The sequence below is a fragment of the Pseudomonas sp. SGAir0191 genome (genome assembly GCF_002812565.2).
Taxonomy (GTDB): domain Bacteria; phylum Pseudomonadota; class Gammaproteobacteria; order Pseudomonadales; family Pseudomonadaceae; genus Aquipseudomonas; species Aquipseudomonas parafulva_B.
Map to the genome: position 1 here is coordinate 450,792 of NZ_CP025035.2, position 25,201 is coordinate 475,992.

20 protein-coding genes and 1 riboswitch are annotated in these 25,201 nt (G+C 64.0%); of the genes, 13 read left to right on the forward strand and 7 right to left on the reverse strand.

The window, feature by feature from the left end; all coding sequences use genetic code 11:
* Positions 1 to 40 precede the first annotated feature (40 nt).
* The 8 genes from CWR53_RS01935 to CWR53_RS01970 all read left to right on the forward strand — a co-directional run bounded on the left by CWR53_RS01935 (position 41) and on the right by CWR53_RS01970 (position 8,968).
* Positions 41 to 877, forward strand: a complete 837-nt coding sequence (locus CWR53_RS01935; RefSeq protein ID WP_023532963.1) for a 23S rRNA (adenine(2030)-N(6))-methyltransferase RlmJ — start codon at positions 41 to 43, stop codon at positions 875 to 877.
* Positions 878 to 1,109: 232 nt separating this feature from the next.
* A complete protein-coding gene (locus tag CWR53_RS01940) occupies positions 1,110 to 2,867 on the forward strand; it encodes a carbamoyltransferase (RefSeq protein WP_058604017.1) in 1,758 nt (585 codons plus the stop codon).
* Positions 2,851 to 3,978, forward strand: coding sequence for a glycosyltransferase (locus CWR53_RS01945; protein ID WP_100850674.1), 1,128 nt, complete (start codon positions 2,851 to 2,853; stop codon positions 3,976 to 3,978). The genes CWR53_RS01940 and CWR53_RS01945 overlap by 17 nt, the downstream gene beginning before the upstream one ends.
* Positions 3,978 to 4,874, forward strand: a complete 897-nt coding sequence (locus CWR53_RS01950; RefSeq protein WP_100850675.1) for an antimicrobial resistance protein Mig-14 — start codon at positions 3,978 to 3,980, stop codon at positions 4,872 to 4,874. The genes CWR53_RS01945 and CWR53_RS01950 overlap by 1 nt, the downstream gene beginning before the upstream one ends.
* Complete coding sequence (locus CWR53_RS01955; protein ID WP_100852573.1) at positions 4,871 to 6,301, forward strand: PIG-L deacetylase family protein; 1,431 nt, start codon at positions 4,871 to 4,873, stop codon at positions 6,299 to 6,301. Before CWR53_RS01950 ends, CWR53_RS01955 begins: the two co-directional genes overlap by 4 nt.
* Positions 6,298 to 7,443 (forward strand): glycosyltransferase, encoded by a 1,146-nt coding sequence (locus tag CWR53_RS01960; RefSeq protein ID WP_058604014.1) that lies wholly within the window; start codon positions 6,298 to 6,300, stop codon positions 7,441 to 7,443. Before CWR53_RS01955 ends, CWR53_RS01960 begins: the two co-directional genes overlap by 4 nt.
* Positions 7,440 to 8,324 (forward strand): glycosyltransferase, encoded by an 885-nt coding sequence (locus CWR53_RS01965; protein ID WP_058604013.1) that lies wholly within the window; start codon positions 7,440 to 7,442, stop codon positions 8,322 to 8,324. Before CWR53_RS01960 ends, CWR53_RS01965 begins: the two co-directional genes overlap by 4 nt.
* A gap of 5 nt (positions 8,325 to 8,329) precedes the next feature.
* Positions 8,330 to 8,968, forward strand: a complete 639-nt coding sequence (locus CWR53_RS01970) for a CatB-related O-acetyltransferase (protein WP_100850676.1) — start codon at positions 8,330 to 8,332, stop codon at positions 8,966 to 8,968.
* Here CWR53_RS01970 and CWR53_RS01975 read toward each other — a convergent pair.
* Positions 8,945 to 10,153, reverse strand: a complete 1,209-nt coding sequence (locus CWR53_RS01975; RefSeq protein WP_100850677.1) for an acyltransferase — start codon at positions 10,151 to 10,153, stop codon at positions 8,945 to 8,947. The two genes, CWR53_RS01970 and CWR53_RS01975, sit on opposite strands and share 24 nt — an antisense overlap.
* 1 nt (position 10,154) lies before the next feature.
* The gene (locus tag CWR53_RS01980; RefSeq protein ID WP_058604010.1) at positions 10,155 to 12,011 is read right to left on the reverse strand and encodes a bifunctional O-antigen ligase/aminoglycoside phosphotransferase family protein; all 1,857 of its coding nucleotides are present in this window, start codon (positions 12,009 to 12,011) and stop codon (positions 10,155 to 10,157) included.
* A 146-nt stretch (positions 12,012 to 12,157) separates the two neighbouring features.
* On the opposite strand from CWR53_RS01980, the gene msbA reads away from it, so the two are divergent.
* A complete protein-coding gene (msbA, locus tag CWR53_RS01985) occupies positions 12,158 to 13,963 on the forward strand; it encodes a lipid A export permease/ATP-binding protein MsbA (RefSeq protein WP_058604009.1) in 1,806 nt (601 codons plus the stop codon).
* A 129-nt stretch (positions 13,964 to 14,092) separates the two neighbouring features.
* Positions 14,093 to 15,514, forward strand: a complete 1,422-nt coding sequence (gene hldE / locus CWR53_RS01990; RefSeq protein WP_023532960.1) for a bifunctional D-glycero-beta-D-manno-heptose-7-phosphate kinase/D-glycero-beta-D-manno-heptose 1-phosphate adenylyltransferase HldE — start codon at positions 14,093 to 14,095, stop codon at positions 15,512 to 15,514.
* Positions 15,515 to 15,652: 138 nt separating this feature from the next.
* Here hldE and CWR53_RS01995 read toward each other — a convergent pair whose 3' ends face one another.
* The 4 genes from CWR53_RS01995 to CWR53_RS02010 all read right to left on the reverse strand — a co-directional run bounded on the left by CWR53_RS01995 (position 15,653) and on the right by CWR53_RS02010 (position 19,092).
* Positions 15,653 to 16,624, reverse strand: a complete 972-nt coding sequence (locus CWR53_RS01995) for a hypothetical protein (RefSeq protein WP_058604008.1) — start codon at positions 16,622 to 16,624, stop codon at positions 15,653 to 15,655.
* Between the two features lie 46 nt (positions 16,625 to 16,670).
* Positions 16,671 to 17,483, reverse strand: a complete 813-nt coding sequence (locus tag CWR53_RS02000; protein ID WP_100850678.1) for an aldo/keto reductase — start codon at positions 17,481 to 17,483, stop codon at positions 16,671 to 16,673.
* Entirely contained in the window at positions 17,480 to 18,655 is a 1,176-nt protein-coding gene (locus CWR53_RS02005) for an FAD-binding oxidoreductase (RefSeq protein WP_078477894.1), read from the reverse strand. The genes CWR53_RS02000 and CWR53_RS02005 overlap by 4 nt, the downstream gene beginning before the upstream one ends.
* A 104-nt stretch (positions 18,656 to 18,759) precedes the next feature.
* Positions 18,760 to 19,092: a multidrug efflux SMR transporter gene (locus CWR53_RS02010; RefSeq protein WP_058604005.1), complete on the reverse strand. Its 333-nt coding sequence runs from the start codon at positions 19,090 to 19,092 to the stop codon at positions 18,760 to 18,762.
* An 83-nt stretch (positions 19,093 to 19,175) separates the two neighbouring features.
* Here CWR53_RS02010 and CWR53_RS02015 point away from each other — a divergent pair, with 83 nt between their 5' ends.
* Together CWR53_RS02015 and waaA are read left to right on the forward strand one after the other, a co-directional pair.
* Positions 19,176 to 20,066, forward strand: a complete 891-nt coding sequence (locus CWR53_RS02015) for a LysR family transcriptional regulator (protein ID WP_100850679.1) — start codon at positions 19,176 to 19,178, stop codon at positions 20,064 to 20,066.
* A gap of 11 nt (positions 20,067 to 20,077) precedes the next feature.
* Positions 20,078 to 21,349, forward strand: coding sequence for a lipid IV(A) 3-deoxy-D-manno-octulosonic acid transferase (gene waaA / locus CWR53_RS02020; RefSeq protein ID WP_100850680.1), 1,272 nt, complete (start codon positions 20,078 to 20,080; stop codon positions 21,347 to 21,349).
* Between the two features lie 83 nt (positions 21,350 to 21,432).
* Here waaA and CWR53_RS02025 read toward each other — a convergent pair whose 3' ends face one another.
* Positions 21,433 to 22,866, reverse strand: coding sequence for a TolC family outer membrane protein (locus tag CWR53_RS02025; RefSeq protein ID WP_058604002.1), 1,434 nt, complete (start codon positions 22,864 to 22,866; stop codon positions 21,433 to 21,435).
* Between the two features lie 160 nt (positions 22,867 to 23,026).
* Positions 23,027 to 23,133, forward strand: a riboswitch (TPP riboswitch).
* Positions 23,134 to 23,287: 154 nt separating this feature from the next.
* Between CWR53_RS02025 and thiC the strand changes: the two genes are divergently transcribed.
* Positions 23,288 to 25,168, forward strand: a complete 1,881-nt coding sequence (gene thiC / locus CWR53_RS02030; protein ID WP_058604001.1) for a phosphomethylpyrimidine synthase ThiC — start codon at positions 23,288 to 23,290, stop codon at positions 25,166 to 25,168.
* The last annotated feature ends 33 nt before the right edge of the window (positions 25,169 to 25,201 follow it).

The following is a 25,201-nucleotide window of genomic DNA, read 5'->3' on the forward strand; positions in this document are numbered from 1 at the left end:
CGCTTGGCGAGGTAAACTTGCGCCTCTTGCAGGAGTCGCCATGAACTATCGTCACGCCTTCCACGCCGGCAACCATGCCGACGTTCTCAAACATATCGTGCTGACCCGCCTCATCGCCCTGATGTCGCGCAAGGAGCAACCGTTCGCCTACCTCGACACCCATGCCGGGCTGGGGCTGTACGACCTCAAGGGCGATCAGGCGAGCCGAACCGGTGAGTACCTCGAGGGGGTCGCGCGGCTGTGGAACCGTGATGACCTGCCGGCCATGACCGCCGATTACCTGCGCGTCATCAAGCGCCTGAATGCCGATGGCGAGCTGCGCTACTACCCAGGCTCCCCTGAATTGGCGCGTCGCCTGATGCGCCAGCAGGACCGCGCCTTGCTCAACGAGAAGCACCCCGAGGACGGGCCGCTGCTCAAGGAAAACATGAAGAAGGATCCGCGCGTGTTCGTGCACCTGGGCGAGGGCTGGCACGTGCCGCGAGCCTTGTTGCCCGTGCAGGAAAAGCGCGCGGTCATGCTCATCGACCCGCCGTTCGAGCAGGCTGATGAGCTGAAGCGTTGCACGGCTGCGATGAAGGAAGCCATTGGTCGGATGCGCCAGACGGTGGTGGCCATCTGGTACCCGATCAAGGACCAGCGCTCGCTGACCCGTTTCTATCAGGACCTCACCAGCACTGGCGCGCCCAAGCTGTTGCGTGTCGAGCTGTATGTGCATCACCAGGACAGCCCGCAGGGCCTCAATGGATCCGGGCTGGCCATCGCCAACCCGCCTTGGGGGCTGGAAGATGAGCTCAAGGAACTGCTGCCTTGGCTCGCCCGGGAATTGGCGCAGACCGAGGGCAGCTACCGCATGGATTGGCTGATCGCCGAATGAGGCCTGGCGGTCGCTGACGGGCCCATTGCGGCCGCCCCGGCTAGGCCGCGCCAGTGACCGCGTGATGGGTGAGCTGCGGGATTGCCGTGTTTGTAGAGTTTGTGCCCTGGTCAAAGGCGTAGCCTTTGCAGAGGCATGCGTACGCTGCGCTTTGCGTTATAATCCCGCCTTTTAGCCGCCACCCGCCCACCAGGCCGCTGGCGCATCTTTACCGAATGAAGAGGCCTATCCCTTGGCATTGACGATTCTTGGCCTGTCCGGCGCCCTCAGCCATGACCCTTCCGCGGCCCTGTACATCGACGGCAAGCTAATTGCCGCCGCCGAAGAAGAGCGTTTCGTGCGCGACAAGCATGCGAAAAACCGCATGCCCTACGAATCGGCGAAGTTCTGCCTGGAACAAGCCGGTATCAAGCCCTCCGACGTCGATGTCATCGCCATCCCGTTCGCGCCCATCAGCCTGTTCGGCAAGGCGCGCTGGCACTACGCCAAACGCTACTGGTACGCACCGGACCGCGCCCTCGACGCGATTCTGATGGGCAACCGCCGCTACAAGCGCTACCGCAAGAAGATCGTCTGGTGCCTGGAACAGCTGGGCTTCGACCCGAAAAAGGTCAAGATCGAGCCCGTGGAACATCACCTGGCTCATGCCTCCAGCGCCTACCACTGCTCGGGCTTCAAGGAAAAGACCGCGATCCTGGGCATTGACGGTAAAGGCGAGTACGCCACCACCTTCTTCGGCTACGGCGAGAACGGCAAGATCCACAAGATCAAGGAGTTCTTCGATCCGGATTCGCTGGGTGGCCTGTACGGCGCTATCACCGAATTCCTCGGGTTCGAAATGCTCGACGGCGAATTCAAGGTCATGGGCATGGCGCCCTATGGCGATGCCAGCAAATATGACTTCTCGCGCCTGGCCAGTTTCGAAAACGGCGAGTTGGTGATCAATACCGACTACGCCAACGTCATTGGCTTGCGCCGCTACAAAGAGAAAGGCAAGGGCTTCTACTTCTCGCCCAAGTTGATCGAATGGCTGGGGCCCAAGCGCGAAGGCGACATCGCTGACGAGCCATACATCCATTACGCAGCCAGCATGCAGGCGCTGTTCGAGAAGATCGCCCTGCAGATGATCGACCACTACCTGGGCGACACCCTGCGCGAAACCGGCAAGCTGGCCTTCGCCGGCGGTTGTGCGCTTAACGTGAAGCTCAACCAGAAGATCATCGCCCGTCCCGACGTGAAGGAACTGTTCGTGCAGCCAGCCTCCGGCGATGCCGGCACGGCAGTGGGGGCGGCCGCCTACGTGTCCCACGCCCGCGGCGTGCCGGTCGAGAAGATGGAGCACGTCTACCTCGGCCCGTCCTACTCCAACGAAGATGTGATCGCTGCCTGCGCCCGTCACCCCAACGCGCCGAAATGGCGCAAGCTCGACGACATGCCGCAGCGCATCGCCAAGATCATGGTCGATGGCAACCCGGTGGCCTGGTTCCAGGGTCGCATGGAGTTCGGCCCGCGTGCCCTGGGTGGCCGCTCGATCATCGGTTGCCCGAGCGTGCCCGGCGTGGCCAACCGCATCAACGAGCAGATCAAGTTCCGCGAACGCTGGAGACCCTTCTGCCCGTCGATGCTCGATACGGTCGCCCCGCAGATGATCAAGGTCGACCACCCGGCGCCCTTCATGACCTTCACCTTCGAAGTGGCCGAGGAGTGGAAAAGCCGCGTGCCGGAGGTGGTCCATGAAGACGGCACGTCCCGTGCCCAGGTGCTCAAGCGCGAGTACAACCCGCGCTACTACGACATGATGAAGGCGCTGGAGACGTTGACTGGCAACGGTGTCTCGCTGAACACCTCGCTCAACCGCCGGGGTGAGCCGATGATCTGCTCGCCGACCGATGCCCTGAACATGTTCTTCGGCTCTGATCTGCAGTACCTGATCATGGAAGATATTCTTGTCGTCAAGGACGGCGCTGCCGCCTATGAACAGCCGCTCTGAACCGCGCATCCTGCAGTTCTGCCATGGCTATGACGGGCCTTTCCTCGATTGTGCCCGTCAATACGCCAGCCTGTTCGAGGGCAGCGGCTACAAGGTCACGACCGTGTTCCTGACCGGTGCAGCCGACCCGCAGGTTGCGGCCGGCTGTGGGTCGGATGAAGTGCTGTTTCTGGAGTTCAGTTCCAAGGCGGTCCGTGGCCTGAAGCTCGGCGCGATCCGGGCGTTGCGCAAGATCGCGGTCCAGCGCGACTTCGCGTTCTGCATCGCTCACCGCTTCAAGCCGATCTACGTCGCCTTGCTCGCGACCCGGTTACCGGTGATAGGCGTGCACCACGCCTTTGGCGACTATGAGCGCAAAGGCCGGCGCCTGTTTGCCAACCTGTTCAGCAAGCGCTTGAGCCTGTTGGGTGTATCCGACGCGGTGCGCGACGACATGCGCCGCTGCCTGGCGCAGTGGCCCGCCGACCGCATCCAGACGCTGTACAACCGCATCGACATCGCCGCCCTTCAGGCCGCCCTGGTACCGCGTGCAGAGGCACGCGAAGCCTTGGGGCTGGATGCGCAGGCCTGGGTGGTGGGCAATGTCGGTCGGTTGCACCCGGACAAGGACCAGGCCACCTTGCTGCGCGGCTTTGCCCAGGCGTTGCCGGCATTGCCGGTTGGTGCGCGCCTGGCCATCCTGGGCAAGGGCCGCCTGGAATCCAAGCTAAAGGCCCTGGCCCGCGAGCTGGGCATTGCCGATCAGGTCGACTTCCTGGGGCAGGTGCCCGATGCGCGTCGCTATTTCCAGGCCTTCGACGTGTTCGCCTTGAGTTCCGATCATGAGCCCTTCGGCATGGTCCTGCTCGAAGCTATGGTCGCTGGTGTCCCAGTGTTGGCCACGGCCTGTGGCGGTGCGCGGGAAGTGGTCGAGGGTGTCGGCATGCTGTTCCCCCTGGGCGATGCCAGCCAACTGGCGCAAGGCCTCGAACGCATGGCCGCGCTGGACGACTCGCAACGCCAGGTGTGCGCCGAGCATATGCTCGAACGCCTGCGCGAGCGTTTCTCGGACCAGGCGGTGCGCGACACCTTCTGGCAACTGCCCCAGGTTCGCGCGTTGGTGGGGGCCTGATGTTCAATCCTGTAAAAGCCCTGCGCGAGCGTGGCTGGCAAGTCATCGATGCGCAGACCTATGCCCAGGCCTGGGCGCGTTTCGGCGGTAGTGTCGCCACCCATCCCCTGGTGGTCTCGCAGTTGGCGGACCTGGCGCAGATCCCCGTGCGTTACCTGGCCTGGCACCAGGCCGGCGAGCTCAAGGCGGCCATCCCCACCTGGGGTCGTCACCTGGCGCTGTCCAAGGACGTGCTCAAGCGCAGCGGCAAGAAGGCATTGTTCGATCTGGGCAATGCCGAAATCATCCTGCCTGCGGCAGCTGACGCCGCCGCGCCGCTGCGCCATGGCGCACGCTACCTGTCCGAACTGAACCAGGGCCGCTTTGTCGGCCTCAAGGCGCAGAAAGAACAGCTGGCGATGGCCCGTGCGCCAGAAGACCTGTCGAAGAAATTCCGTTACAACCAGCGCCGTGAACTGCGGTTGCTGGAAGAAGCCGGTGGCGTGGTGCGGCCGATCAGCGACTTCGATGCCGCTACTGTCGCCGCCATGTATTGCGACCTTTTTCAGCGTCGCTGGGGGTTCGCAGCCACTGGCGCCGAGCGCATGGGCGAAGTGATCGAGCGCCTGCGGGACCTGCTGATCGGCTCGGTCTTGCTGCTCGATGACAAGCCTATCGCCATCCAGCTGGTGTACCGCGTCGAGGCGCCTGAATGGATCAGCGTCGAATACGTCAATGGCGGCGTCGACCCTGAGACGAAGGCGTTCAGTCCCGGCAGCGTGTTGAGCTTCCTCAACACCCAGGCCGCCTGGGAGGACGCCCGCGCGCGCAGCAAGCCATTGCGGTTCTCGTTCGGCCGGGCCGACCGCGAGTACAAGGACCGCTGGTGCCACTCCGTGCCGGTGTACCAGGCGTGAGCCGCAAGCAGCAGTTGCTAAAGCGCCATCGGCGCAACAAGCGCTTCGGGCTGCTGATGGCCCTGGTGGCGTTGATTGCGCTGGGTGCGTTCATCTGGTGGCTGCCGTTGTTGCTCCTGCCGCTGCTGTGGGTAGCCCACGAGGCGTGGCTGGCCGATCACCTGTTCTACACCCCGGCCGACGACTACACCTATGCCTTCGATGGGGCCGATGAAGTGATGGGCGTAAGCCTGCAGGGCGGCCGTTTGCAATTACCCGCTGCGCCCGTCGCTGAAGGTGCAACCTGGGTGCTGCAGGTTGAACTGCGTTGCGCCCTGCTGGGCAGGTTTTTCGACCCCGGGGTGTACATCGAAGGCGCAGGCGGCAAAGACCTGCAGGTATTCGAGCGCGGTGTTCGCGGCAAGCGCTACCTCAACCTGACTGGGCTCGACACGGCGCTGCGTCAAGGCCAGATCACCTTGCGCGGGCGCTTCTGCCGGCTGGTGGGCCAGCCGCGCCTGTGGATGTTCCAGCAGCCAGACCTGCGTCGCAAGCGGGTGATGGTCATCGCGCCCCATGCCGATGATGCCGAACTCGCCGCCTACGGCCTGTACAGCCAGGCAGACGAAGCCTGGATCGTGACCCTGACCGCTGGCGAAATCGAGGCCGAGCACTACCAGGCCATGGGCCTGTCATCTGCCGAGGCTGCGCGCCTCAAAGGGCGCTTGCGGGCCTGGGACAGTATCGCGGTGCCTCGCTGGGCGGGCGTTGCGCAAGAGCGCTGCGTGCAGTTGGGCTACTTCTGCCTGCAATTGCCCGCCATGCGGCAGGCACCGACTACCCCCTTCGGCTCGCGCGAGGCGGACATGACCGACACGCGCCCCTTCCGTACCCTCAACGCGCTGCCTTTGCCGGGCGACGACGGCGTTCCGACCTGGCAGAACCTGCTGGCCGACGTGCGCGCGTTGGTACTACAGGCGCGCCCGGAAGTGATCGTGATGCCGCACCCGGTGCTCGATCCGCATCCTGACCACGTGGCTGCCCAGCAAGCGCTGCACGAAGCGTTGCAGGGCCTGCAGTGGCAACCCGAAATCCTGCTGGGCTATGCCAATCACCTGCACGACAACGACCGCTGGCCCATGGGCGACAGCGGTGCAGGCGTGGCCTTGCCGCCGGTCACCAGTGAGCTGTCGGTCGGGCGCCCTTGCACCCTGGTGCTGGACCGCTCACTGCAACATGACAAGGCCATGGCACTGGGCATGATGCATGACCTGCAGCCCCGCCCACCCTTCAAGCGCCGAGTACGACGGGTGATCCAGCGCTGGCTGGCAGGCCGGCGCAGTTCGCCTTACGGCGAGAACGAATTTTTCCGCAAGGCCGTGCGTCGCCACGAGCTGTTCTGGGTTCTGACGGACCGCCACCAGGGTGTACATCGGGAAAACGTATGAAGCGTTTCAAAGTCCTGCAACTGCAACCGGACTACAACATCAAGCAGCACGATTTTGCCGACCTGGCCGAACAGATCTTCAAGGCGCTGCCAGCGGATCGGTTCGAAACGACCATGGCCTTTCTCAAGGGCCGGCCTGCGCCTGGCCAACCGGTCAGTCGCGCCGACCATTCGGTGTACTTCGACTTCAGCGACGGTGCGCTCAAGGGCATGCGCCTCAAGGCGCTGTGGCAGCTCTACCGGTTTTGCCGGCGCGAACGCTTCGACGTGGTGATCTGCAACCGCTTCAAGCCTGTGAACATGCTGTTGCAACTCAACCGTTGGTTGAAGATCCCGTTGTGCATCGGCATTTCCCATGGCTTTGGCGAGTACGACCGCACCTATCGCCGTCGTCAGACCCAGCGCCTGATCGACGGGCATTGGCAGTTCGTGGGTGTGTCGCCGGCAGTCAAGCAATACCTGCTGGACTGCAAGTGCGGTTTCACCGATGCCAACACCCATGCCATCACCAATGCCATCGACACGGATCAGGCCCAGGCGTTGCAGTTGAACAAGGCCGAGGCCCGCACACAACTTGGCCTGGCCCAGAACGTTCGCATGGTCGGGGCGCTGGGCCGCCTGGTGCCGGTCAAGGGCCATACCTACCTGATCCAGGCGTTTGCCGCCTTGAAGGACAAGTACCCCACCGCGCAACTGGCGATCATCGGTGCGGGTCGTGAGCAGGCGCGCCTGCAGGCCGAGATCGATCGCCTGGGGCTGACGGGCAGGGCGCACTTGCTGGGCTTTCGTGACAACGCCCTGCGCTATGTCCGGGCGTTCGACATCTGGGCCATGCCATCGCTGGCCGAAGGTCTGGGCCTTGCCCTGCTCGAAGGTATGAGCGGGCGTTTGCCGGTCATCGCCAGCGACGTGCCGGCCATGTTGCCGCTGATCACCGGCGCGGGCGGCGAGGTGGTCAAGCCTGCGGACGTTGCCAGCCTGACCACAGCACTGGACCGCTACCTGGCGCTGGATGACGCGGCGTTGCACGCCAAGGGCGAGCAGGCCTATCACTACCTCAATCAACACCACGACATCGACGTGTTCCGTCAGCAATACCTGGCGCTGATCGAGTCGGGCTTGGCTGCGAAGGAGCCGAAATGAGTGCGGACCCAACCCTGGTCACGGTGATCATCGCATCGTACAACCATGGCCCATACATCGAGCAGAGCATTCTCAGCGTGCTGAACCAGACCTACCCGCACATCGAGCTGCTGGTGGTGGACGACGGCTCTACCGATGACAGCGTCGAGCGTATCGAGCGCCTGCAGGCGCAGCACGGTTTCGATTTTCGCGTGCAGCGCAACAAAGGCCTGACCCACACGCTCAACGAGGCCATTGCGCGGGCCAAGGGCTCGCTGATTGCGCCGTTTGGTTCCGACGACATCATGATGCCGGACCGCATCGCGATCCAGGTCCAGTACATGGCCGACAAGCCCGAAGTGGGTATCTGCGCTGGCAACATCGAGCTCATCGATTCCCAGGGTGAGCTGTTCCCCGAAGCGCGGCAGCGCCGCGAAGTCCCGTTCAGGCGCCTGGACTTCGAGGACATGTTCCTTGAGCGCAAACCGTACCCACCTGCGCCCACGCTGCTGATCCGCCGCGAGGCACTGGAGAAGGTGGGCGGCTTCGACCCGGATATCCGCCTGGAAGACCTGTTGATCGAACTGAAGGTGACCCATGCCGGGTACTTCATCGATGGCCTGAGCGTGGTCATGGCGCGCTACCGCAAGCATGCCAGCAACTCGTACAAGAACCACCGGTTCATGATCGACAATATCCTGCGCACCTATGCCAAGTTCAAGGATCATCCGGCCTATGAGCAGGTCAAGTTCAAGGCGCTGAACTCGATGTTCCTCAAGGTGGCCAACCGTGATCGCAAGCTGGCCCGCGAGCTGCTGGCGCAGATTCCATTGCGCGCCTACACGCGAAAGACCTGGCGCGGGCTGGGGCGATTGTTCTTCTCGCCATTGGAAAAGGGCTGAAGGGCATGGGCTGGCTCTCGCGCTACCGGGAAAAACGGGCCAAGCGGGCGATTCGCAAGCTGCCGGCCATCGAGCGCGGGCAGGCGCGATTTGCCGCGCGTTACCCCCAGTACGCTTTCGGCGTGGGCAGCTATGGCGTGCCCGAGGTGCACGACTGGCAGGAGGGGACGACGCTGCGCATCGGCGCCTATTGCTCGATTGCCGAAGGCGTGCAGATTTTCCTGGGCGGGCATCATCGGGCCGACTGGGTAACCACTTACCCATTCCCGGCCATGCTGCCCGAGGCATCGGCCATCGAGGGCTATGCCTTCAGCCGCGGTGACGTGACCATCGGCAACGACGTATGGCTGTGCTCCAACTGCACGATCCTGTCGGGGGTTAGCATTGGCAGCGGTGCCATCGTGGCCGCTGGGGCCGTGGTGACCCGGGATGTGCCCGCTTACGCGGTGGTCGGCGGCAACCCGGCCAGCATCGTGCGCTGGCGATTTCCGGAAGCGGTGCGAGAGCAACTGCTGGCCAGCGCCTGGTGGGACTGGCCACCTGCCGAGATTGCCCATGTGGTGGGCAAGCTGTGCAGCGATGACATCCAGGCGTTTCTCGCCTATGCCGAGCGGCGCGCCTCAGGCCTGATGGGTCGAGCCTGACTTCAGGTTCCCAGGCTTGGCCTGCGGGCGCTGGGCCAGGCGCTTGCCCAGGGCGATCCCCGGCTTTTCCAGCAAGAGGAACGTGGCGCTGCTCACGACCACCAGCACGGTGCAGGCGACGGCGATCACGGCCATGAACGCCCCGTGGTCGTCGTAGGTGAACCCGTAAGAGGGGTAGAGGCGATAGGCGAGCCACCACAGCACCAGCCCATGGAGCAGGTACAGGCTATAGCTGATTTCGCCTAGCCAGCGGGCACTGCGCAGGACCAGGGCGCCCAGTAGGTCGTTGCCTGAGACGATGATGCAGAACACGAGGCTCAGCAGAAGCAGCGGGAACACCGCGAAGGTCTTGTGCAGCACCGTCATTACCAGCACCAGCAAGCCGATGGCCATCCAGGTGCCGTACCTGCCCTTGGCCCATTGCACCAGTGCCGGGCTGCGTACCCAGTAAACCGCTGCAATGCCGCCTGCAAAGCTCATCAGGTATTTCTTTTTCAGCGCATGTTCCCAGCCCACAAGCTTTGCCAGCAGGTACAGGGCGACCACGCAGGCAATGGCCCTCAAGAGCGTACCGCGGTAGACGAACATCAGGCCCAGCAACGGCAGGGCCAGGTAGAAGTAGATTTCGTAGTTAAGGGTCCAGGTCACGTTCGAGATCAGGTTGCCGGTGCCGGCCAACTGGTTGATGTCGGGGCGGTGGAACAGCAGCCAGCCTGAAAGCTGTTGTGCCAGGGCGGTTGGCGTGTCGAGCAGCTTCCAGCCTTGCAGGTAGAACACCGTCACAAGCACTGCAGCCAGCAGGCCGAAATACAGCGGGTACAGGCGCATGACCCGGGAAATGGCAAAGGCTCGCCAGTCGAAGGCGCGGCCCTGGCGCACCAGCCTGCTCCAGAACAGAAACCCGGTGATCATGAAGAACAGCGCGACGCTCGCTTGCCCGATCTGGGCGAAGAAGCGTTCGGGGGGCATGTTGATCTGGCCGGTGTGCTGGTAGTGCCAGGCAATGGCGGCATGGTGGATGAAGACCCCGAGTGCCAAGTAGCCCCTCAAGCCATCGAGGGTGGCCCAGCGCCCCGCCACCGGCTCAAGATGGCGCGCCACCCAAGGGCTGCGCAGCAGCAGCCCTGCCAGCAACAAGGCAAGGCCGAACACCAGGAAACTCAGCAGCGGCGCCAGATAGCCCATGTCAGCGTTCCGCTCCCGGGGCCAGTTCCAGCTTTTGACGCAGGGCGTGGCTCATGGTCTGGCTGGCTGCTGCGCTGTAGCCTTCCAGCAGGGCCTGGACGTTTTCCTCGAACAGCCACTGCTTGTCTTCGGTGTAGCGCTGCATGTGGCGCAAATTGCGCTGGCGCAGCTCCGCCGACAGCGGCGAAGGCAGCAAGCGCATGTCGGCAAGGTCGATCAGGCCGAATTCACCGTTGTCCATCAGCAGTACGTTGCCCAGGTGCAAGGACCGGAAGTAGACGCCTTGCTGGTGCAGACGCCCCATGAACCGCCCCATACGCTGCACCAGGGCCCGGCGTTCTGCCAGCGATGGGCAGGCCTGCAGCGCCTGGCGCACGGTCTGGCCTGCCAGGGGGATGTAGCGCACGCCTTGGGTGCCATCGGCGTAGTTCAGCAGTTCCACGACGGGGGGCGTGGGAATGCCTTCGAGTGCCAGTTGCTGGCTGTTTCTGGCAAAGCGGCGCGCGTAGGGGTAGAAGGCGCCGGCGGTGTACCAGGCGCGCGGGCGGAACAACTTCAGGAAGCTGCCATCTTGCAGCAGCAGGACCTTGGGGCCCAGCCCGTCCTCTTCGATGACGCGAGCACCCTCATGCAGCTGCCTGGCCTGCGCCTCGCTCAAGCGGGCGCGGTTGGCCGCCACCAGCCTGCCACCCCGGCGGGCGATGTTCAGCCCGGCGACCAGCGCCAGCGGAATCCACAGCAGGAACCAATGCTCCTTGGGCCGCGACAGGATACCGCCGCCCTCGGTCAGACCCGCACCGATGCCAAACACCAGCAGCGCCGAGGCCATCTGCAAAGCAGGGTGGGTGCGGTACTTCCAGCCGCTGTAAAGCGCGTAGACGATCATGCCCAGCCACGGCAGCAAGCCCAGGATGCCCACGTAATACAGCACGCCCATGACGAAACTGTGGGGCTCGCTCAGCAGGTAGCCCACGCCGACATCGATGGACAGGGGCGCGTCGTAGCCATGGCCGATCAGCGGGTGCTGGAGGAACAGGTCCCAGGTAATGCGCCAGATATCGAAACGGTACGAGTCGCCGCGCGCCATGATCAACTGCGGGTCCACCACCAGCACCGCGACGATGAACAGCGGGGCGGCCAGGAACAGGGGGATCGAGCGACGGTCCAGGCAGAGCAGGGCGATCCAGTTCACCGCCAGGGTCATGGCCACCAGGGGCGTGCGGGAACCGGTGGCCACCACCGCGGCGAACATGACCGCAAAGGCCGCCATGCACAGCGACACGGTCAACGCCCGCTTGCCGTTGACCGCCATCCACAGCCAGTAGGTCCCGAAGAAACCGTACAGGTGCGAGCTGAGCAGCGGGTTGTCCAGAGCGCCGGCCCCGATCAGCCGGCTGCCCGGGGTGTAGGTGAGCATGAACGTGGTCAGGTCCCGCAGCGTGGCCAGCAGCGCCAGCAGCGCAGCGCCCAGGAACAGCCCCTTGAGCGCCTCGGGTCGGTAACGCAGCATCAGCCCGGTGCCCAGGAACAGCATCAGGGTGTGCAGGGGCCGCTTGATCAGGTTGTCCGCCTGCGCCGGCGAGGGTGACCAGCTCAGGCTGAGGATGGCGTATCCGGCGAAGGCCACGAACAGCCACAAAAGCGGTTCACGAAACAGGGTTTTCAGTTCACGAGGCCGGACGCACAGCGCCAGCAGGGTCGGAATGCTGAAAAGACCGTAGTACAGCTTGTGGTGCAGGCTGCGTTCGGGCAGGAAGAACAGGGCACCGAGCAGCGCCAGCATGCCGGCCGGCAGCAGCCACAGGCACACGAAATCGAAAAAGCGGTTGCCGGCGTTGTGTAGGCTGCTTGGGAACATGGAGAAAGAGGGCCCAGGTCGAAAGAACGGGCAATGTTAACCCAGCTTTGCGCGCATTGCTGCTGGTAAGCGGCGGGGCCGAGTGGTCCGACGCCGCTGCCAACGTGTGGTAAAGTCAGCACCCCATTTTCAGCATGTTCCGTGATATGACAGACGCCAACGGCTCCCAGAGCCCATCGAGCATGAAGATCTATTTCCGTCTACTTGGTTATGTCCGACCCTACATCGGCGTGTTCCTGCTGAGTATCCTGGGCTTTCTGATCTTTGCATCGACCCAGCCAATGCTGGGCTACATCCTCAAGTATTTCGTCGACGGCCTGTCCAACCCGGATGCCTCGCTGTTTCCCAACGTCCCGCACCTGCGCGACCTGAACCTGCTGCACACGGTGCCGGCGCTGATCATCATCATCGCTGCCTGGCAGGGCCTGGGGTCGTTTCTGGGCAACTACTTCCTGGCCAAGGTCTCGCTGGGCCTGGTCCATGACCTGCGGGTGCAACTGTTCAATAACCTGCTGAGCCTGCCCAACCGCTACTTCGACCAGAACAACTCCGGGCACCTGATCTCGCGCATCACCTTCAACGTGACCATGGTCACCGGGGCGGCTACCGATGCCATCAAGGTGGTCATTCGCGAAGGCATGACGGTGGTGTTCCTGTTCGGCTCGCTGCTGCTGATGAACTGGCGCCTGACGCTGGTGATGCTGGCCATCCTGCCGCTGATCGCCTTCATGGTGGGCCGTGCCAGCAAGAAATTCCGCAAGCAGAGCAAGAAGATCCAGGTTGCCATGGGCGACGTCACCCACGTGGCGTCCGAGACCATTCAGGGCTACCGCGTGGTGCGCAGCTTCGGCGGTGAAGCCTACGAGCGCCAGCGCTTCCTCAAGGCCAGCCAGAGCAACACCGACAAGCAGCTGCGCATGACCCGCACCAGCGCCATCTATACGCCCCTGCTGCAACTGGTGATCTATGTTGCCATGGCCGTTCTGATGTTCCTGGTGCTGTACCTTCGTGGGGACGCCTCGGCAGGTGACATGGTGGCCTATATCACCCTGGCCGGCCTGCTGCCCAAGCCGATTCGCCAGCTTTCGGAAGTCAGTTCGACCATCCAGAAGGGCGTGGCCGGTGCCGAGAGTATCTTCGAGCAGCTCGACGAGCAGCGGGAAGTGGACAAGGGCACCGTCGAGCGCGATGCGGTCAGCGGGCGCCTGGAAGTTCGCAACCTCAGCTTCACCTACCCCGGTACCGATCGCCAGGTGCTGAGCGACATCAACTTCACCGTCGAGCCTGGGCAGATGGTCGCGCTGGTGGGCCGCTCCGGGAGCGGCAAGTCCACCCTGGCCGGCCTGATTCCACGCTTCTACCACCACAGCAGCGGCGAGATACTGCTCGATGGCGTGGAAATCGAAGACTTCAAGTTGCTCAACCTGCGTCGACACATCGCCCAGGTCAACCAGCATGTGACCTTGTTCAGCGACACCATCGCCAACAACATTGCCTACGGTGACCTGGCCGGCGCGCCGCGTGCCGACATCGAAGCGGCGGCCGAGGCGGCGTTTGCCAAGGATTTCGTCGATCAGTTGCCCAAGGGCTTCGATACCCAGATCGGCGAAAACGGCGTGTTGCTCTCCGGTGGCCAGCGCCAACGCCTGGCCATCGCCCGTGCGCTGTTGAAGAACTCGCCGTTGCTGATCCTGGACGAAGCGACTTCGGCTCTGGATACCGAATCCGAGCGGCACATCCAGGCTGCGCTGGACCGCGTGATGCAGGGGCGCACCACGTTGGTGATCGCGCATCGCCTGTCGACCATCGAGAAGGCCGACCAGATCCTGGTCATGGATCAGGGCCGCCTGGTGGAGCGGGGCACCCATGCCGAACTGCTGGCTGCCAACGGCTACTATGCCCGCCTGCACGCCATGGGCCTGGATGAGCCGGCCAAGGCCGATATCACCTGACCCTGCCCGCAAAGGGGGCCCAGCGCCCCTTCTGTTTCGGGGTATTCCTCAGCGCGAACTGGCCCTAAAGCCGCCAGCCACGCTGTGCTAATATCCCGTCCCTGTTCACTATTGTCATATGGGTTGCCCATGAAGTTGTCCATGCCGCGTTTCGATCAAGCCCCGGTACTGGTGGTCGGCGATGTCATGCTCGACCGCTACTGGCATGGCGGTACGTCGCGTATTTCGCCGGAAGCGCCAGTGCCGGTGGTCAAGGTCGATCAGATCGAGGATCGCCCAGGCGGTGCGGCCAACGTGGCCTTGAACATCGCCGCACTCGGCGCGCCGGCTTCCCTGGTGGGCGTCACCGGGCAGGACGAAGCTGCCGACAGCCTTTCCAACAGCCTGCAGGCGGCAGGCGTGCGTTCTGTGTTCCAGCGCATTGCGCACCAGCCGACCATCGTCAAGCTGCGGGTCATGAGCCGACACCAGCAACTGCTGCGCATCGATTTCGAAGAATCCTTCGCCACCGACCCGGTGTCGCTCAGCGCAGAAGTCGACGGTTTGCTCGAAGGCGTCAAGGTTCTGGTGCTGTCGGACTACGGCAAAGGCGCGCTGAAAAACCATCAGGCGTTGATCCAGGCTGCACGGGCCAAGGGCATCCCGGTGCTGGCCGACCCCAAGGGCAAGGATTTCTCCGTTTACCGTGGGGCCAGCCTGATCACCCCCAACCTCAGCGAGTTCGAGAACATCGTCGGGCGTTGTGCCGACGAGGCGGAGCTGGTTGCCAAGGGTTTGCAACTGCTGCAGGAACTGGACATGGGCGCCTTGCTGGTGACCCGTGGCGAGCACGGCATGACCTTGCTGCGCGAGGGCCATCCGCCCCTGCACCTGCCAGCCCGTGCGCGTGAAGTGTTCGATGTGACCGGCGCAGGCGATACCGTGATATCCACCCTTGCCGCCGCCATTGCCGCCGGTGAAGAACTGCCCCAGGCAGTGGCCCTGGCCAACCTGGCAGCGGGCATTGTCGTCGGCAAGCTCGGTACTGCGGCGATCAGTGCGCCGGAGCTGCGCCGCGCCATCCAGCGCGAAGAAGGGTCCGAGCGCGGGGTGCTGGGCCTTGAGCAATTGCTGGTGGCCATCGACGATGCCAGGGCGCACAACGAGCGCATCGTGTTCACCAACGGCTGCTTCGACATCTTGCATGCGGGCCATGTGACCTACCTGGAGCAGGCACGCGCGCAAGGCGATCGTCTGATCGTCGCGGTCAATGACGATGCATCGGTCAGCCGCCTGAAGGGCCCGGGCCGGCCGATCAACAGCGTCGACCGCCGCATGGCCGTGCTGGCAGGCCTGGGCGCGGTGGACTGGGTGATCAGTTTCTCCGAGGGCACCCCGGAAAACCTGCTGAGCCAGGTCAAGCCGGATGTGCTGGTCAAAGGCGGCGACTACGGCATCGACCAAGTGGTTGGCGCCGACATCGTCAACGCCTATGGCGGCACCGTGAAAGTGCTGGGGCTGGTGGAAAACAGCTCTACCACCGCCATCGTCGAGAAGATCCGCAAGCACTGACAGGGCAGGGCTGCACGTCGGCCCTTGTTCAGCCGGTCCTGCGAGAGAAGCGTTATATGCCCGCTTCGGCCGTAATGCTGTTCACTTAGGGCCGCAGAGCGGCCCCATCTATCTCAAATGAACAGCGTTACGCTTCGGTCAGGGCTTGTGCAGCGAGGTACGCGCCCGCTTGAGCAGCGCTCGGGCCTTGGCACCGAACCGTTGCAGGTGGGAGGCGCGGGCTGGCTTGGGTTCCACCAGGCCTTGCTGACGCACCCAGTCCTTCCAGCGTATGCGTTCCTCGTTGACCACCCAGCCCTCCTGCCGCGCGAAGCTTTCGGCCAGGTACAACCCGCGTGTGCTGGCCGGCACCAGTTCGTCTTTCTTCAAGGTATACAGCTCGGCCAGAGGCTGGCCGTCCTGTAGCGGCATCAGGTACAGGTCCGGGCGCTTGCGGTTCAGCCGCGCCACCAACTGGTCACCCTCCAGGCGTTCGTCCACATGGAACAGGCTGAGTTTCTTGATCTCCCTTGGCACTTGCAGGCGCATGTCGTAGATCAGTTGCAGCGAAGCGGTCGGCAGGTGCACGTAGGCCCGGGGTCGTTCCAGCAGGACCAGGTTACCGCAGTAGACCGGGCGGGCGGCACCGGACTGCGGTGCCAGTTGAAAATGCGGCGTCTCACGGTAGTGCAAGGCTGCTGCATAGGGCACCGGTAGCCAGGTGTCGTTGAAACGGCCGCCCAGCCAACCCTCGGTGGTTTCCAGCAGGCATTCCTCGGCCACTTCCTGCACGGCGGTGTGCAATGGCAGGTTCAGTTCCTGGGCGGGCACGTAGCCTGAGATCAGTTTCAGCACCACGTCGCCACGGTCTTGCCGCCGTTGACGGACCAGCACCCAGTAGTCACGGTTCTGCCAGCTCAGCGTCAGGCGCACCGACACACCCAGGTTGGCAAGCTCGACCGCGAACCGCTGCGGGTCTGCCACCGCCACCGGTTTGCGACGTTGCTGGGTCTGGGCGAAATTGAGGGGCATGCCGGTGCCCTGGTAGAGAAGGCTTTCGGCCGTGGCCTCGACATGCAGCGGCAGCGTCTTGAAGTTGCTCGGGTTCTTGCGTATCAGCGTTCGCGCCACGTTGCTCCTCCTTGCGACGGCTCACCCGGCGCGTGGCCAGGCAGACTCAATGCTGGCCCAGGATTCGGGCGACGGTGGCCACGTTGTGGGCCAGGTGCAACGGGTTGATGGTGCCCACGATAGCACTGCTGACGCCTGGGTGGGCGAACAGCAGCTCGAAGCTGGCACGGACCGGGTCGACGCCGGGTGCCAGGCAGGCATGGCCGCTGGCCAGGGCCTTTTTCACCAGGATGGCCTTGCCGTGCTGCGCAGCGTAGTCGAGTACCGGTCGCTCTGCCTGTTCGTTCAGGTTGAAGGTCACCATGGCGCAGTCGCCTTGCTCCAACGCCTTCAAGCCTCCGGCCGCCGTCTTGCCTGAAAAGCCAAAGCCCAGGAGCTTGCCTTCACGCTTGAGCGCGGCCAAGGTCTCATACACTTCCTGCTGCTCGAGGATGGCCAGGTCATTACCATCGGAGTGCACCAGCACCAGGTCGATACGGTCGGTTTCCAGCCGGCGCAGGCTGCGTTCTACCGAGCGGCGGGTGTGGGCTGCGCTGAAATCGAAGCGCGATTGACCGCCGTCGTATTCCTCGCCCACCTTGCTCACCAGCACCCAGGCATCGCGCTGACCCCGCAGCAGCGGGCCAAGGCGCTCTTCACTACGGCCATAGGCCGGGGCGGTGTCGAGCAGGTTGATGCCCAGGTCGCGGGCCTGGCCAAGCAGCAGCCTGGCTTCATCGTCGCCGGGGATGGTGAAGCCTGAAGGGTATTTGACGCCCTGGTCCCGGCCAAGCTTGACCGTGCCCAGCCCCAGGGGCGAAACCTGCAAGCCCGTGCTGCCCAGGGGGCGATGCAGGCCGTGGAGGGTTGGCAGGCTCATGGCAGCAGGGTCTCCCACGCAGGCTGGCCCAGCGGCGGGCGCGGCAAGTCGGTCAGGTCGGCCTGGGCCTGGGGTTGCACGGCGTCGCGTTGCAACTGGCGGATAACCCGATCGCTGAAATCAGGTGCCAGGGCCAGCTTGGTAGGCCAACCCACCAGCAGCCGTTGCTGCTCGGCAAGAAACGCATTGTCCGGGCGCACCAGGCCGGACTGGGCAGGCTCGGCACGGTCCACCCGCAAGGTGGCCCAGTGCAGCTGGCTTTGATCCACCCAGGGCAGCAGGCTGGCCACTTCTTTCTGTGCCGCGGCGATCTGCTCGGCCGGCTCGCGGGCCACCCCATCGGCTTCGGCCAGCTCGCCGCCCAGGTACCACACCCACTGTCCGTCGGCGGCCGGGTGGGTGGTCACCGTCATGCGCGGCTTGGGGCCTGCGCCCAGGCAATGGGCATAGAGTGGCTTGAGGTTGGCCCCCTTGACCATCACCATGTGCAGGGGGCGGGTTTGCATGGCGGGCTGCTCCAGCCCCAGTGCCTGCAACAGGTCCGCGATGCCGGCGCCGGCGCTGAGCACGATGCGCTGGGCGCGGATGTCACGCCCATCCACACGTAGGCCCACCAGCTCGCCATTGTCGCGCAGCGGCTCGATGCGCTCGCCTGCCAAGAGGCTGTCACCGGCCAGTTCGGCCAGGTTGGCCAATAGGCTGGGCACGTCGATCACCAGCTCGGCCAAGCGATAGACCTTGCCCTTGAAGGCGCGGTCTTGCAACGCCGCAGGTAATTGGTCGCCTTTGACCTGATCCACCCGGCCACGCACCGCCTTGCTGGCGAAGAAGCTGGTGAGGTTGCCGGCCAGGGTGCCTGGAGACCACAGGTAATGCGCATCGGATAGCAAGCGCGTATGACGCAGGTCCAGTTCGCCGTTGCCTGCCAAGGCTTCGCGCCAGCGGCGCGGCATGTCGGCAATCGCCTCCGAGGCGCCGGTCAAGGCCCCATGCAGTGCGTACTTGGTCCCGCCATGGATGATGCCCTGGGACTTGAGCGTCTGTGCGCCGCCTACCGTGGCGCGCTCCACCAGCACTGTCGAATAACCCAAGCGGCGCAAGCGGGCATTGAGCCAGAGGCCTGCGACCCCGGCGCCGACGATCAGCACGTCAGTGGAAATGGCAGATGGCATGGCGATACCTCGAAAACTGGGACAGCTGGCAAGTATACAGGCTCAGGATCGGATGCACGGGGTGGCGTGCGTCACGCATCCAGAGGCTGCTGCCAAGGCCCGGCTCAATGCCCCGAGGTCTTGGAGAACAACTGGATCACCACCACGCCGCCGACGATCATCGCCATGCCGAGTATCGCCGGGATGTCCAGCTTCTGCCCATAGATCACCAGTGCTGCCACGCTGATCAGGACGATACCGAGCCCAGACCAGATCGCGTAGGCGATGCCCACCGGAATGCTGCGCACCACCAGCGTCAGCATCCAGAACGCGATGCCGTAACCCACCACCATCAGCAGCAAAGGCAATGGCGTGCTAAGGCCTTTGACGGCCTTCATGGAAGCGGTGGCGACGACTTCGGCGCAGATGGCAATCGCAAGGTAGGTGTAGGCATTCATGACGGTTCTCCATTCGATGGGCGCATTCTAGGCCGTACTCGGATGCGGTAAAGTCATTACCTATCTGGCAAGGAGATAGGTGGATGGCCGAGCAATGGAGTCTGGATCAGCTGCGCACGTTCCTGCGGGTGGCTGAGCTGCGTTCGTTTTCGGCGGTTGCACGCGAACAGCACAAGGCTCAGTCAGCGATCAGCAGCGCCATCGCCCTGCTCGAAGCGGACCTTGGGGTCACCTTGTTCGAACGCAGCAGTGGGCGCCAACCGAAGCTCACCGCAAACGGCGAAGCGCTGCTTGCCGATGCCCGTGAGCTGCTGCGCCAATGCGAGCGCCTGGACGGACGGGCCCTGGCACTGATGCGTGGCCAGGAAGCACTGCTGCGGGTGGCGCAGGATGAGGCGATGCCGTATCAGCCTGTCATCGACAGCCTGGATGAGCTGGCAATCTGTTACCCCTTTCTGGAAGTGCAACTGGCCAGCGGCGCTCAGGGCGATGTCGCGCGCAAGCTGGTGGAGCGGCGCGCCGACTTGGGGTTGTTCTTTCACCACGAGCGCATACCGGCGTCGCTTGAACGGCGGGCCTTGGGTAGCGTGGAAATGGTCACGGTCTGCGCCGTCGGCCACCCTTTGGCGCAGGCCGGCCGGGTGGACCGACAGCAACTGGCACGCCATCGACAGCTGCTGATTACGCCCCAGCAGAGCGGTTACCCGGGAGGTGAGGCGATCAGCCCGCAGGTATGGCGGGCCGACAGCTTCTATGCCATGGCCGAACTGCTGATGCGTGGGCTGGGCTGGGCCTGGCTGCCGCGCCATGTGGTGCAGTACCCCACCTACCAGGCGCACATGGTAGAGCTGGCCAGCGACTGGCGGCCACCGGCGCTGGTGGTGGAGCTTGCCTGGCGTCGGGACGAACCGCTGGGGCCTGCTGCGCAGTGGCTGGCGGAGCGCTTTGCGGTGCATTTGCGTGCGATCGGGTAAACTGCGTCGCCATGAACAGAACCCTCTACACTTTGCTGTTTCACCTGGGCCTGCCCTTGCTGGCGCTGCGCCTGTACTTGCGCGCGCGCAAGGCCCCTGCCTACGGCCGCCGCGTCGGTGAGCGGTTCGCCTTCAGGCTACCGGCCATGCGCAAAGGCGGCATCTGGGTGCATGCCGTCTCGGTGGGCGAAAGCATTGCAGCCGCGCCCATGGTGCGCGCCCTGCTCAAGGCCTACCCTGAGCTGCCGATTACACTGACGTGCATGACGCCCACCGGGTCGGAGCGTATTCGCGCCCTGTTCGGCGATGAACCCCGGGTCCAGCATTGCTACTTGCCATATGACCTGCCGTGGGCGGCAGGGCGCTTTCTCGACCATGTGCAGCCAAGGCTGGGCGTGATCATGGAAACCGAACTCTGGCCCAATCACATCCATCAGTGCGCCAGGCGTGGCATTCCCGTGGCGCTGGCCAACGCGCGCTTGTCAGAACGCTCGGCCCGTGGCTACGGGCGGTTTGCCAGGCTGACCCGGCCCATGCTGGCCGAAATGAGCCTGATTGCTGCGCAGACTGAAGTCGAAGCCCAGCGCTTTCTTGCACTCGGAGCGCGTACTGGCTGCGTGCAGGTGACCGGCTCGATCAAGTTCGACCTGAAGATCGATGAGCACCTGGTGCCGCGGGCCCAGGCCTTGCGCCAGCAATGGGCCGCCGCTTCGCGCCCGGTGTGGATCGCCGCCAGCACCCATGATGGCGAAGATGCCCTGGTCCTGCAGGCGCACCGGCAGTTGCTGCAGGTGCATGGGGATGCGCTGTTGATCCTGGTGCCCCGGCATCCGGAGCGCTTTGAGGCGGTCCATGCCTTGTGCAGCCAGCAGTTTGCCACGGTGCGTCGCTCTACCGGGCTGCCGGTGCTTGCACAGACGCAAGTGCTGCTGGGCGACACCATGGGTGAGTTGCTGTTCTTGTATGCCCTTGCCGACATGGCGTTCGTCGGCGGCAGCCTGGTGCCGACTGGCGGGCACAACCCGTTGGAACCGGCAGCACTGGCGCTACCGGTGCTGATGGGGCCGCACGTGTTCAATTTTCTCGAGATCAGTGCCATGTTGCGCGAGGCGGGCGGGTTGCAGCAGGTCGATGACGCCCAGGGGCTGGCCGGTGCCGTGCAGCGGCTGGTCGAATTACCGCAAGATGCCCGGCGCATGGGTGAGGCGGGCAGGGCGGTGATGAGGGCCAATCAGGGGGCGTTGCAGCGCTTGCTCGAGGGGTTGGAAAAGTTGATGCCCTGAGCTCACCACGGGGGCGATGGCTGCGGTTGGCGTGATCAGGGGGCCGCTTTTGCGGCCCATCTTGCAGTTCGGACAGCCCGCCCTCAGGGCCTGCGCTCGAAATTCTTCGCCGCCGCTGCCGCCAGGTCCGGAGGCAGGAAATCCTTGTCCGGGTTGTAGTCAGGTTTCAGGTAGCGCTTGAGGTCCTGCAGGTCTTGCGGGCTCAGCGTACCGGCTGCCTGTTTCAGGCTCAGGTTGTCGAGGATGTAGGCGTACCGGCTGTTGTTGTAGTCGCGCACCGAGGTGTACAGCTGGCGCTGGGCGTCGAGCACATCGACGATGTTGCGGGTGCCCACCTGATAGCCGATTTCGGTAGCCTCGAGTGCGCTCTGGTTGGAAATGATCGACTGCTTGCGCGCCTGCACCTGTTCGACATCGGTGTTCACCGCGCGGTGCAGGTTGCGGGTATTCTCCACCACCTGGCGGCGCAGGCTTTCGCGCTGCTGCTCGCTCTGGCTCAGGCGTTGGTAGGCTTCGCGTACCTGTGAACTGGTCAGCCCGCCGCTGTAGATGGGGATGTTCAACTGCAAGCCAACGGTGGTCTGCTCCACGTCGCCGCCATAGCGAACACCCAGCGGTGAAGGGTTGCTAAAGCCCAGGTTGTCGTTGTCACCCTTCTGGTATTTGGCCACGGCATCCACGGTCGGGGCGTGACCGGCCTTGCGCTGACGCAGCGTTTCTTCCGCCGCGGACACTGCGTAGTTGGTCGCCAGCAGGTTGAGGTTCTGCCGGCCTGCAGTTTCGACCCAGGCCTTGGCGTCGTTGGGCACGGGCACCTGCACCGGCAGGCTGTGCACCACGCCCTGGATAGCGGTGTATTCCCGGTTGGTCAGGGTGACCAACGCCTCGAAGGCGTCCTGCACCTGACGGTCGGCGATGATGCGGTTGGCGCGGGCCGTGTCGTAACTGGCCTGGGACTGCAGCACGTCGGTCTTGTCCGAAAGCCCCACGTCGAAACGCTCGTTGGACTGGTCGAGCTGACGCTTGAGGGCCGCTTCCTCGGCCTTGCTGGCCGCCAGGTTGTCCTGGGCGCGCAGCACCGCGAAGTAGCTTTGCGCCGTCTGCAGGATCAGGTTCTGCTCGGTGGCAGACAGCTCCAGCGCGGCCTGTTCGTTGACCGCTTCGGCAGCCTGCAACTGGAACCAGCGGTCGGCGCGGAAGATGGGCTGGGCCAGGGTCGCGCTCCAGGCATTGCCGCTGCGGTTGGATGTGATCGAAGGTTCGTCGAGCTTGGTGCGGGTGCTTTGCATTTCGGCACCGGCCGACAGGTTGGGCAGCAAGCCGGCACGGGCCTGGGGCACGATTTCGCGACGCGCGCCGTAGTCGGCGCGAGCGGCGGCCAGGTCGGCGTTGTTCTGTACCGCTTCCTGGTAAACGCTCACCAGATCGGTCTTCACCGTAGCCGGCACGTCCGCTGCCCAGGCCATCGTCTGGGACGCACAAGACACGGCCAGGGCCAGTGAGAGTTTGCGCAGCATAGGGGCAATCCTTGTACGAAATGTAATTACTGAACTGTTGAGTTTCGTGTGATGACGCAGTGTAGTGCCACGCGCACCGGGCAACAATCACCCCGGATGCCGTTGATCATTCCCGGGATTGCTCGCTTGGCTTTGCCGGCAACTCCAGTCTAGACTGCGCATGTTCTTGTCGGGGTGCCTTGAAGCAAAGGCTGAGATCGCATAGGTGCGGATCCCGTTGAACCTGATCAGGTTAGCGCCTGCGTAGGGAACAAGATTGCTCGCCTTCCCGGGGAGCCTCTTGTGCCAGGTCCGGGAAAGCATCGGCTGCTTGCAGCCCATGACACCCCGTCTTTGGCACCGCACCCGTCTAGGAGTGCGTCCGCGTCCTTCAGGTTCACCCCGACATTCCACTGCTAGGAAGCCGTCTGGAGAGCCTGTGATGACCCAACAAGAAAAAGCGATGAACCTCAGCGAATCGGCGCAAGTCGATCAGCAGTCCGTGCAGCCGTTTCCGCGCTCGCGCAAGGTTTATGTCCAGGGCTCGCGCCCGGATATTCGCGTACCGATGCGCGCGATCAGCCTGGCCGACACGCCCACCGATTTTGGGGGTGAGAGCAATGCGCCGGTGCTGGTCTACGACACTTCCGGCCCTTACACCGACCCAGAGGTGTTGATCGACGTGCGCAAGGGCCTGGCCGACGTGCGTTCGGCCTGGATCGACGCACGGGGTGACACCGAGCGCCTGAGCGGGCTGAGCTCCCACTTCGGCCAGCAGCGGCTGAACGACGCCGAACTGGCCAAGCTGCGCTTCGCCCATGTCCGCAACCCGCGTCGTGCCAAGCCAGGCGCCAATGTGTCGCAGATGCATTACGCCCGCCAAGGCATCATCACCGCCGAGATGGAATACGTGGCCATCCGCGAGAACATGAAGCTGCAGGAGGCCCGGGCGGCAGGCCTGCTCGATACGCAGCATGCCGGTCACAGCTTCGGCGCCAGCATTCCCAAGGAAATCACCCCCGAGTTCGTACGTGAGGAAGTGGCCCGTGGCCGCGCCATCATCCCGGCCAACATCAACCATACCGAGCTGGAGCCGATGATCATCGGCCGCAACTTCCTGGTGAAAATCAACGGCAACATCGGCAACAGTGCGTTGGGTTCGTCCATCGAAGAAGAAGTGGCCAAGCTCACCTGGGGCATTCGCTGGGGCTCGGACACCGTCATGGACTTGTCCACCGGCAAGCACATCCATGAAACCCGCGAGTGGATCATTCGCAACTCCCCCGTGCCCATCGGCACCGTTCCCATCTACCAGGCATTGGAAAAGGTTGGCGGTGTGGCCGAGGACCTGACCTGGGAGCTGTTTCGCGACACGCTGATCGAACAGGCCGAGCAGGGCGTGGACTACTTCACCATCCATGCCGGGGTGCTGCTGCGCTATGTACCGCTGACCGCCAAGCGCGTCACCGGCATCGTCAGCCGGGGTGGCTCGATCATGGCCAAGTGGTGCCTGGCGCATCACCAGGAGAACTTCCTGTACACCCACTTCGATGAAATCTGCGAAATCATGAAGGCCTACGACGTCAGCTTCTCGCTGGGCGATGGCCTGCGCCCAGGCTCGATCGCCGACGCCAACGATGCGGCGCAGTTCGGCGAGCTGGAAACCCTGGGCGAACTGACCAAGATCGCCTGGAAGCACGATGTGCAATGCATGATCGAAGGCCCTGGCCATGTGCCGATGCAGTTGATCAAGGAGAACATGGACAAGCAGCTCGAGTGCTGTGACGAAGCGCCGTTCTACACCCTGGGCCCGCTGACCACCGACATCGCCCCTGGCTACGACCACATCACCTCCGGCATTGGGGCGGCCATGATCGGCTGGTTCGGCTGCGCCATGCTCTGCTATGTGACGCCCAAGGAACACCTGGGGCTGCCTGACAAGGACGACGTCAAGACCGGCATCATCACCTACAAGATTGCAGCCCATGCAGCCGACCTGGCCAAAGGTCACCCAGGGGCCCAGATTCGCGATAACGCGTTGTCGAAGGCGCGCTTCGAGTTTCGCTGGGAAGATCAGTTCAACCTGGGGTTGGACCCTGACACGGCGCGTGCCTTCCACGACGAAACCCTGCCCAAGGAGTCGGCCAAGGTGGCGCATTTCTGCTCCATGTGCGGGCCGAAGTTCTGCTCCATGAAGATCACCCAGGAAGTGCGTGAATACGCTGCCCGGATCGACACCGTGGATGTCTCGGTGGAGCAGGGCATGCGCGAGCAGGCCGAGCGCTTCCGCCAGGCCGGCAGCCAGCTGTACCACAAGGTCTGAGGCCCAGCCTTTGGGCCAAGGTGGGCGCAAGCA